Here is a 9,445-nt window from a genome sequence, read left to right on the forward strand (position 1 = left end):
CGTCCACTCTGACTGAAATCACCGAAGTCATCGAGGTACGAAGCAGCGGCATCGTCGCGGGGGCGCGCGTCACGGGAGAGGACATCACGAAAGGCCATTGTTCGCATCATCGGTGGGCGCCACGCGCCGGTCGTCTTCGATCACGGTGTCCGCCCAGGCGCTGCCCGACGGGAACCCCGTGTCCTGGATCGTCGAGGGCGCTGCGGCATCGGCGTCGTGCCGCAGCGGCGCACCGCCGATGCGGGACCACAGTCGCTGGAACATCGGCGCCGCATCCTCGGCACCAGGTTTTCTGGAAGACATCGATTCCATCCCTGGAGGAACGCCGACCATCGGCGCGATGTCGGATGAATGGCAAGAAGCGGTCCATGGCGGGCCAACCGCCGCGGCCGCGATTTGTCAGTCCCCGCTTTCGGCCGGGCCGCGCCGGCGCTGCGTTTGCCGCGGCCATCGACACGCTGCGCCCGCGCCCTTCAAAAAGCGTCAGGTGCCGATTGCGTCGGCCGGCGGACACTTCTTGTTCCAGGGTGCCGCGGATGGTCACTGCCCGTGGTCCAGCACCGCGCGCACCTTGGTCGCCAGCGCCTGCGCGGTGTAGGGCTTGGGCAACAGCTCGACACCCGGGTCGAGCCGCCCGCCGTGCACGATGGCGTTCTGCGCATAGCCGGACGTGAACAGCACCGCGATGCCGGGCAATCGTTCACGCGCCTTGTCGGCGAGCTCCGGGCTCTTCAGGCGGCCGGGCATCACGACATCGGTGAACAGCAGGTCGATCGCCGCGTGGTGCGCCACCGCATCGTCGATCACGACCAGCGCCTGGTCGGCATCGCCCGCCTTCAGCACCCGGTAGCCGAGCTCCTGCAGCATCTCGACGGTGGCGCCGCGCACCGCGGCATCGTCCTCGACGACCAGCACGGTCTCGTCGCCGCCGGCGCCGGTGCCGCTGCCCGGCGTCGCGTCGACCGCGTCGGCGCCTTCGTGCGCACGCGGCAGGTAGAGCTTGACGGTGGTGCCGTGCCCGGGCTCGCTGTAGATCTTCACATGGCCACCCGACTGGCGCACGAAGCCGTAGACCATCGACAGCCCGAGCCCGGTGCCGCTGCCGGTCGGCTTGGTGGAGAAGAACGGCTGGAACACCTGGGCCAGCACCTGCGGCGTCATGCCGCAGCCGGTGTCGCTGACGGCCAGCATCACGTACTGGCCCGGCTTCACGTCGACCTGGCCGCGCACGTAGTCGTCGTCCAGGAAGGCGTTGCCGACCTCGATCGTCAGCCGGCCATTGCCATCCATCGCGTCGCGCGCATTGATCGCCAGGTTCAGCAGCGCGTTCTCGATCTGCGTCGGGTCGACGAAGGTGTTCCACAGGCCCGCGGAGACGATGGCCTCGACCTCGACGCCCTCGCCGATCGAGCGGCGCACCAGGTCCTCGATGCCGTGGATGAAGCGGCCGACGTTGACCACCCGCGGCGCCAGCGCCTGGCGGCGGCCGAAGGCCAGCAGCTGGCTCGCCAGCTTGGCGCCGCGGCGCACCGCGTCGGTGGCGCTGGCCAGGCGCTGCATGACCTTCTCGTCGGCGTGCGTGAGGCGCGACACCAGGTGCAGGTTGGCCGAGATCACCTGCAGCAGGTTGTTGAAGTCGTGCGCGACGCCGCCGGTCAGCTGGCCGACGGCCTCCATCTTCTGTGCCTGGCGCAGGCGCTCCTCGGCCTGGTGGCGCTCGGTGACGTCGACCGCCTCGGGCACGATCGCGACCACCGCGCCGTCGCGGTCGTGCACCGGGCGCATCGCGAAGTCGAACTGCCGCCAGCCGGCCGGCAGCAGCAGCCGGATCTCCTGGCGCAGGCTGTGGCCCTGGGCCGCCGCCCGCACCGCCTGGCGCACCGTCTGCGGCATGCCCGGCGTGCGGGCGAACCACGGCGTGTCCCAGAACGGGCGGCCGATCACCGTGTCGAGCGTCGACTCGATGCCGCGCAGCGAGGATTCGTTGGCGTCGAGCACGCTGCCGTCGAGCGCCAGCAGGCCCTGGTACTGGAAGCTGGTCGCGAAGATCGTGCGCATGCGCGCCTCGCTGGCCTGCAGCGCGGCGGTGCGCGCGGCGACCAGGGCCTCGAGCTGCGACTGCAGTTCGGTGTGCCGCACCTGCGCATCGAGCAGCAGCTGCGCGGTGCGTTGCCGCTCGCCCACTTCATGGCGATGCAGCCGCCGCGAGCAGTGCAGCGACCAGCCCAGCCACACCGCCACCGGCAGCAGTGCGCCCAGCAGCAGCACCAGCATCAGCGGCGGCGTGTCCATCGTCATCGCAGCCGGGTTCTGGACAGCCGCTTCGCATTGGCCACCGCGGTGCGGTGCACCGGCGCGAGGCCCTGGCCGAGCACGCCGAGCGCGGCCGACTGCAGGTGCGTGCCGATCGCCTGCGCCGACGGCGGGCCCCAGGGCGACAGGCAGGCGCGCCACCAGAACACCGCGAAGGCCTGCTGCGCGCGCCACACCTGCAGCCCCATCGCCATCCACGACTGCTGGAAGGCGGCGGTCTTCTCGGCGCTCATCAGCTTGAACTCGCGCTGGTCGCGGGGGGAGGGCGCGGCGCCCGCCAAGGCCATGCGGGCGATGCGGTGCGCCATCACCGGCGGCACCGCGAAGGCGAGTTCGGCACTGCGTTGCGCGAGCGTGCTGTGTTGGCGTTTCGACATGGCGTGCTCCTGGGTTGAAGCCACTGTAAGGGCCGGCCGGCGGCTTCGGTGACGTCGGGCCGCCGGTCGCGCCCTATTCCTACAGCGCGTGCCATCGCAGTCCGACGCGCAGCGCCGCGGCGCACGACGACGATGGATCCATCCCCTTCAGGAGACCACGGTCATGGCTTATCAGAACGTCGAAAGCGTCGGCATCTCCACCGGTCCTCGCGCCGCTCCCGCGCCGGCCCAGCGGACCGAGGCGGCGCCCCGCAGCGCGGTGTCGTGGGGCGCTGTGCTCGCYGGTGCGGCCGCGGCGGCCGCGCTGTCGTTGATCCTGCTGGTGCTCGGCGTCGGGCTCGGCCTGTCGTCGATCTCGCCGTGGGCGCGCGACGGCGCCAGCGCCGCCGCCGTCGGCGCCGGCACGATCCTGTGGGTCACGCTGACGCAGCTCGCCGCGTCGGGGATGGGCGGCTACTTGGCCGGCCGGCTGCGCACGCGCTGGGCCGACACCGCTGCCGACGAGATCTACTTCCGCGACACGGCGCATGGCTTCCTCGCGTGGGCGGTCGCATCGCTCGCCACCGCGGCGCTGCTGGGCAGCGCGATCGGCGGCATCGTCGGCACGACCGCGCGCGTCGGCGGCGCGGCCGGTGCAACGGTGGCGACGGCCGCCGCGGCCGGCGGCTCCTCCGAGCTGATGAGCTACCACGCCGACGCGCTGTTCCGCCGCGACGCCARCGCGACGGTCACCGCCACCGACGCGCCGCCGCTCGCCGAGGTGACGCGCATCTTCGCCACCGCCGGCCGCGCTGCGACGCTGCCCACCGACGACACGCGCTACCTTGGCCAGCTGATCTCGCAGCGCACCGGCCTGTCGCAGGCGGATGCCGAGAAGCGCGTCACCGACACCTGGACCCGGCTGCAGACCGCGCTGAACGATGCGCAGGCGCGGGCCCGCGACACCGCCGACAGCGCGCGCAAGGCCTCGGCCTACGCGTCGCTGTGGCTGTTCATCTCGCTGCTGGCCGGCGCCTTCGTCGCGAGCCTGTGCGCGACCTGGGGCGGCCGCCAGCGCGACCTCTGAATTCACCATCAACCGGAGACATCCGATGCGATCCCTGCTGCTGTTCTTCCTCGGCGTCCCCATTCCGATCATCATCCTGATCGCGCTGTTCTTCCACTGATGGCGTGCCCTTGAGATGACCGAGGTCCGTACCGGCCAGGCCGACACGCCGCTGACGCGCGACGAGTTCGGCCGGCGTTTCCGGCAGCGCTGGGCGGATCCGGCGTACGACGGCGAGCGCGCGGCCATCGCGCGGCTCGAGGCCATCGCCTGGCTCGCCGTCGACGAAGGGCGCAAGGCGCCCGTCACCCGGCCCGCCGGCCCGGGCTTCGCGGACCCGGGCTACGAGACCTCGGTCGAGTGGCTCGACACGCACCAGCGCCTGAAGGCCGCGCAGGCGAACTGGGCGAAGCCCGGCACGCGCTCGCGCGTGCTGGTGATCTGCGGCAGCGCCCGCAACGACGGCACCTGCCCCGGGGAGATGTCGAAGACCTGGCGCCTGGGCGGCCTGGTGCGCGAGGAGGTCGTGCGCGCCGGCGTCGATGCCGACCTGTTGGACCTGAGCCTCGTGACCTCGGAGTACGGGCGCCGCATCCATCCGTGCAAGGGCTGCGTCGGCACCGCGATGCCGCTGTGCCACTGGCCGTGCAGCTGCTACCCGAACCATGCACTCGACCAGGCGAGCGACTGGATGGCCGAGATCTACGAGCGCTGGGTCAGCGCGCACGGCATCGTGATCGTCGCGCCGACCTACTGGTACCAGTCCCCGAGCCCGCTGAAGCTGATGATCGACCGGCTGGTCTGCGCCGATGGCGGCAACCCGGACCCGAGCAGCACGCACGGCAAGAAGGCGGCCGAGGCGAAGGCGATCGAAGAGCGCGGCTGGGATTTTCCGAAGCACCTGGCCGGCCGCGTGTACGGCCTGGTGGTGCATGGCGACGTGGCCGGCGTCGAGCAGCAGCGGCATGCGCTTGCCGACTGGCTGGACTGGATGGGGCTCGTCGATGCGGGCGATGGTGCGCAGCTCGCGCGCTACCTGGGCTACTTCGAGCCGTACTTCAACAGCCACGAGACGCTGGATGCCGATACCGCGTTCCAGCAGGAGACCCGCCAGGTCGCGCAGGCCGTGCTGGCGGCCGTGGCGCAGCTGCGAAGCGGCACGCTCTCGCGGCTGGATGCGGCGCTGAAGCCGCCCCGGCCGAAGTAGCGTCCCGGATCACACCCGCGGCGGATCCCCTTCGCGCTGCGGATGGCGGTGCTTCGCCACCGCCGCGATGAAGGCCTGTGCCGTCTTGTCGTCGCCGCTGCCGAACAGCACACCGGGGTCCGGCGAGCCATCGCCGAGCGTGGTCGGCACCTGCGCCTTCTCGATCAGCGCGCGGCCGGCGCCGAGCGCCAGCAGCGTCTTGCCATGGCGCCACGTCAGCGTCGCATATTCCAGCGCCTGCCCGAGCCCGAGCAGCACCTCGACGCCCTTCGGGCCATCGGGCAGCACGACCGCGTCGAACAGCACCGGCGGCGAGTTCTCGAGCGAGCCGGTGGCCTCCAGCGGCTCGCCGTCGGCCGTGGTGACCGCGCCGATGCGCGGCGCGACCACCGTCGGCACCGCGCCGGCCTTGCGCAACGCGGCCAGCAGCTTCGCGATCGGCTTGCCGGCCACGCCATGCGCCGCGAGCAGCGCGATGCGGCGCGTGCGGACGCCGCCCTCGCCCGGCCGTGCCGCCAGCGACAGCGGCGGCGACACCGTCACCTCCGGCCGTGCCGGCTTCGGCAGCGCGCGCGGCAACGGCGGCGGCAACGCCATGCCGAGCCCGTCGGCGACGGCCTTGGCCAGCGGCTTCGAGACGTTGATCAGCGAGGCCACCATGCGCTCGCGCACCGCCGGCACCGTCACCTTGCTCAGCTCGAAGCGGAAGCCGCCGATGATGTGCGCCTGCTCCACCGGCGTCTGGCTGTTGTAGAACAGCGTGGCCTGCGTGTAGTGGTCGGCGAATTTCTCCGGCTTGCCGCGCAGCTTCTCGCCGTCGATCGGCTGCGGGAACGACACGAAGCCCTTCGAGCCGGCCTGGAACGGGCACCCGCCGCCGAGCGAGTTCGGCTCGTAGGCGACCCGCCCGCGGTTCAGCGCCTGCCGGTGCATCCCGTCGCGCTGGTTGTTGTGCACCGGCGCGAGCGGCGCGTTGATCGGGATCTCATGGAAGTTCGGCCCGCCGAGCCGCGAGATCTGCGTGTCGACGTACGAGTGGATGCGCCCGGCCAGCAGCGGGTCGTTGCTGAAGTCGATGCCCGGCACCACGTGCGCGACGCAGAACGCCACCTGCTCGGTCTCGGCGAAGAAGTTGTCCGGGTTGCGGTTCAGCACCAGGCGGCCCACCGGCTGCAGCGGCACCAGCTCCTCGGGGATGATCTTGGTGGCGTCGAGCACGTCGAAGCTGAAGGCCTCGGCCTGCGCCTCGCTGAACACCTGCAGCCCGAGCTCCCACTCGGGGTAGTCGCCCGCCTCGATCGCCTCCCACAGGTCGCGCCGGTGGTAGTCGGCATCGGCACCGGCCAGCTTCACCGCTTCGTCCCACACCAGCGAGTGCGTGCCGAGCAGCGGCTTCCAATGGAACTTGACGAAGCTCGATTCGCCGCGCGCATTGACGAAGCGGTAGGTGTGCACGCCGAAGCCCTGCATCATCCGGTAGCTGCGCGGGATCGCGCGGTCGGACATCACCCACATCAGCATGTGGGTCGACTCCGGCATCAGCGAGACGAAATCCCAGAAGGTGTCGTGCGCCGAGGCGGCCTGCGGCATGCCGTTGTGCGGCTCGGGCTTCACCGCATGGACCAGGTCGGGGAACTTCATCGCGTCCTGGATGAAGAACACCGGGATGTTGTTGCCGACCAGGTCCCAGTTGCCCTCGTCGGTGTAGAACTTGATCGCGAAGCCGCGCACGTCGCGCGCGGTGTCGATCGAGCCGCGCTCGCCGGCCACGGTGGAGAAGCGCACGAACACCGGCGTGCGCTTGCCGGCGTCGGCGAAGGGTGCGGCGCGCGTCAGCCTGGTCAGCGGCTTGTAGCACTCGAAGTAGCCATGTGCGGCCGAGCCGCGCGCATGCACGATGCGCTCCGGGATGCGCTCGTGGTCGAAGTGGGTGATCTTCTCGCGCAGGATGAAGTCTTCGAGCAGCGTCGGCCCGCGCAGCCCGGCCTTCAGCGAGTTCTGGTTGTCGCCGACGGCGACGCCCTGGTTCGTCGTCAGCACCTCGCCGTCGGCATCGGCGCGCACGCGCTGCAGCGAGCCGAAGCCTTCGTGCGACGGCGCAGCGTCGCCGCCCTCACCGGTCTTGCCGGTGTCGTTGGCCTCGCTCAGCGTGCCGGCACCGGTGGAGGCCGATGACAGCTGGCTGCGCTGCCCGACGGGCGGCGCGATCGCGTTGTCGCGCCCGATCTCGTTCGGCTTGTTGGCGTTGTACGGGATCGCCGCCGCCAGGGCTTGCACCTCGACGGCCTGGCGCTCCTGGCCGGCCGGGCTCGGCGGAATCGGGCGGCGCTTGCCGGCGGAGGTCTTCGGGGGAGTCTTCGGCATGGGGTGTCCTTCGGGTTCTCGTCTTCAGGGCGTCTTGCGCGGCTGGGTCGACTGCAGGTCGGGTGGCGCCGGCTTGTGCAGGCTGGCCTTGCCGGCTTCGGCCGACGGCAGTTCGGCGGGCGTCGCGCCATCCGGGTTGGTGCCGGCCTTCGGGCCGTGCTTGGTGTCGGGGCTGCCGGCGTCGTGGATGCTGCGTGGCTTGTTCGACGGGCGCGGTGTGGAGGGGCTGGCGGGCTTGGTCATTGCAGTCTCCTGAAGTGGGGGATGCTCAGCGCCGCGGGCGGCCGAGGATCCAGACAGCGGCGACCAGCGCCGCGGCGATGCCGACACCGGCGGCGACACGCTTGCCGCTCGGACGATGGCGGCCGAGAAACACCTTGGCCCCGGCGAGCAGCAAGCCGTAGCGGCCCGCCTTGCCCGGTGTGCGGAGCCAGTCGGCAACCGCCTTGCCGACGTGCGACAGCGGCCGCGCGGGGCGTGGGTTGTCGGTCAGCCGCGCGGTGCTGCCGTGGTCATCGATGTATCGGGTGGTCATGGGCTGTCCCTGTCGTGGCGTGACGATCATGGGCAAACGGCGTACCTGTGCAGGGCTCGCAAGTTCGCACTCACAGTCGCGTGCTTCTCCTACAGCGGATGCGGTTCGAGTGCATAGATTGGAGGGGTCACTTAACAGGAGTTCCCATGCCGACATCCCACACCGCCACCCGTTCGCACACCGCCACCGCCACGCGCACCCGCAAGGCACCGCCGGCCGATGCGATCAAGCTGCTGCGCGCCGACCACGCCGAGGTGAAGAAGCTGTTCGCCGAGTACGAGAAGCTCGCGAAGGCCGAAGCCGATGCCAGCGAACGCGAGGCGCTGGCGCTCGACATCTGCAACAAGCTGACGGTGCACGCGCAGATCGAGGAAGAGATCTTCTACCCGGCCTGCCGCGACGCACTGCAGGACAAGGACGACCTGCTCGACGAAGCCACCGTCGAGCATGCGAGCGCGAAGGACCTGATCGCCCAGTTGCAATCGAGCTCGCCCGACGACGACATGTACGACGCCAAGGTCAAGGTGCTCGGCGAGTACATCGACCACCACGTGAAGGAAGAGCAGAACGAGCTGTTCCCGAAGGTGCGGGCGAAGCTCGACCTGAAGGACCTGGGTGAGCAGGTGCAGGCACGCAAGGAAACCTTGCTGGCCAGGCTGGACGCCGCGCACTGACGAACGCGTCCCGGACCGCCTGTCGCGATGGACCTGTCGATCTTCGCGTTCAACGTCCCGCCGCTCGAACTCGTGGTGCGCGGGACGCTGATCTACTGGTTCCTGTTCGCGCTGTTCCGCTTCGTGCTGCGGCGCGACGTCGGCTCGGTCGGCATTGCCGACGTGCTGCTGGTCGTGCTGATCGCCGATGCGTCGCAGAACGCGATGGCCGGCGGCTACGACACGGTGCCCGAAGGCTGCGTGCTGGTGCTCACGCTGATGGGCTGGAACTGGCTGCTCGACTGGGCCTCGTTCCGCTTCGATGCGGTGCGCCGCTTCGCCGAGCCGCCGCCGCTGCTGCTGGTGCGCGACGGCCGGGTGCTGCACCGCAACTTGCGGCAAGAATTCCTGACGCTGGACGACCTGCAGTCGCAACTGCGGCAGAACGGCGTCAGCAACCTGGCCGACGTGCGGCGCGCGTTCATGGAATCGGACGGGCGGTTTTCGGTGATCACGCGGGAGGGGCAGCGCCCGCAGGGCTGATCAGCCGGCCGTCGCGCCCTCCGACGCGCGCCGTAACACCGCCTCCAGCTCGTCCAGGTCGACCGGCTTCACGAAGTGCGCATCGAAGCCCGCCTCGCGCGAGCGCTTCCGGTCTTCCGCCTGCCCCCAGCCGCTCAGCGCGACCAGGTGGATCGCGCGCCCCCAGTCCTCGCCGCGGAYGCGCTTCGCCACTTCATGGCCGCTCAAGCCCGGCAGGCCGATGTCGAGCACGATGGCCTGGGGCCGGAACTCGCCGGCCACGGCCAGCGCCGCCGGGCCGTCGTGCGCGACGCGCACCTGGTGCCCGCTCATCTCCAGCACCTCGGCCAGGCTTTCGGCGCTGTCGACGTTGTCGTCGACGACCAGCACCCGCAGCACGCCGGGTGCGGCGGCCGGCGTGGCCCCGGC

11 protein-coding genes are annotated in these 9,445 nt (G+C 70.8%); 4 read left to right on the plus strand and 7 right to left on the minus strand.

What is annotated here, in order from left to right; genetic code table 11:
- Positions 1-84: 84 nt before the first annotated feature.
- From AC1D12_RS15620 to AC1D12_RS15630, 3 genes are all read right to left on the minus strand, one after another.
- A complete protein-coding gene (locus tag AC1D12_RS15620; RefSeq protein WP_477825408.1) occupies positions 85-333 on the minus strand; it encodes a hypothetical protein in 249 nt (82 codons plus the stop codon).
- A 207-nt stretch (positions 334-540) separates the two neighbouring features.
- Positions 541-2,298, minus strand: a complete 1,758-nt coding sequence (locus AC1D12_RS15625; protein WP_477841370.1) for a PAS domain-containing sensor histidine kinase — start codon at positions 2,296-2,298, stop codon at positions 541-543.
- Positions 2,295-2,690 carry a polyhydroxyalkanoate granule-associated phasin gene (locus tag AC1D12_RS15630; RefSeq protein WP_477825410.1) on the minus strand — a complete coding sequence of 132 codons (396 nt, stop codon included), beginning with the start codon at positions 2,688-2,690 and terminating at the stop codon, positions 2,295-2,297. The genes AC1D12_RS15625 and AC1D12_RS15630 overlap by 4 nt, the downstream gene beginning before the upstream one ends.
- Before the next feature lie 163 nt (positions 2,691-2,853).
- Here AC1D12_RS15630 and AC1D12_RS15635 point away from each other — a divergent pair, with 163 nt between their 5' ends.
- Together AC1D12_RS15635 and AC1D12_RS15640 are read left to right on the plus strand one after the other, a co-directional pair.
- On the plus strand, positions 2,854-3,756 hold the full coding sequence (locus AC1D12_RS15635; protein WP_477841372.1) for a hypothetical protein: 903 nt from the start codon (positions 2,854-2,856) through the stop codon (positions 3,754-3,756).
- A gap of 115 nt (positions 3,757-3,871) precedes the next feature.
- A complete protein-coding gene (locus tag AC1D12_RS15640) occupies positions 3,872-4,942 on the plus strand; it encodes a flavodoxin family protein (protein ID WP_477825412.1) in 1,071 nt (356 codons plus the stop codon).
- A 9-nt stretch (positions 4,943-4,951) separates the two neighbouring features.
- Here AC1D12_RS15640 and AC1D12_RS15645 read toward each other — a convergent pair whose 3' ends face one another.
- Genes AC1D12_RS15645 through AC1D12_RS15655 form a run of 3 tightly spaced genes read right to left on the minus strand, consistent with a single transcriptional unit; the run spans position 4,952 to position 7,841 of the window.
- The gene (locus AC1D12_RS15645; RefSeq protein WP_477825413.1) at positions 4,952-7,306 is read right to left on the minus strand and encodes a catalase; all 2,355 of its coding nucleotides are present in this window, start codon (positions 7,304-7,306) and stop codon (positions 4,952-4,954) included.
- 24 nt (positions 7,307-7,330) lie between these two features.
- Positions 7,331-7,549 carry a hypothetical protein gene (locus AC1D12_RS15650; RefSeq protein WP_477825414.1) on the minus strand — a complete coding sequence of 73 codons (219 nt, stop codon included), beginning with the start codon at positions 7,547-7,549 and terminating at the stop codon, positions 7,331-7,333.
- Positions 7,550-7,574: 25 nt separating this feature from the next.
- Entirely contained in the window at positions 7,575-7,841 is a 267-nt protein-coding gene (locus AC1D12_RS15655) for a hypothetical protein (RefSeq protein ID WP_477825415.1), read from the minus strand.
- Positions 7,842-7,987: 146 nt separating this feature from the next.
- Here AC1D12_RS15655 and AC1D12_RS15660 point away from each other — a divergent pair, with 146 nt between their 5' ends.
- Together AC1D12_RS15660 and AC1D12_RS15665 are read left to right on the plus strand one after the other, a co-directional pair.
- Positions 7,988-8,515, plus strand: coding sequence for a hemerythrin domain-containing protein (locus AC1D12_RS15660; RefSeq protein WP_047507268.1), 528 nt, complete (start codon positions 7,988-7,990; stop codon positions 8,513-8,515).
- A gap of 27 nt (positions 8,516-8,542) precedes the next feature.
- The gene (locus AC1D12_RS15665) at positions 8,543-9,037 is read left to right on the plus strand and encodes a DUF421 domain-containing protein (protein ID WP_465110450.1); all 495 of its coding nucleotides are present in this window, start codon (positions 8,543-8,545) and stop codon (positions 9,035-9,037) included.
- Here the strand turns inward: AC1D12_RS15665 and AC1D12_RS15670 are convergent.
- Positions 9,038-9,445 (minus strand): response regulator (locus AC1D12_RS15670; RefSeq protein ID WP_477841374.1); only part of this gene is annotated, 408 nt, incomplete at its 5' end.

The organism is Rhizobacter sp. P1_G5 (genome assembly GCF_056405435.1).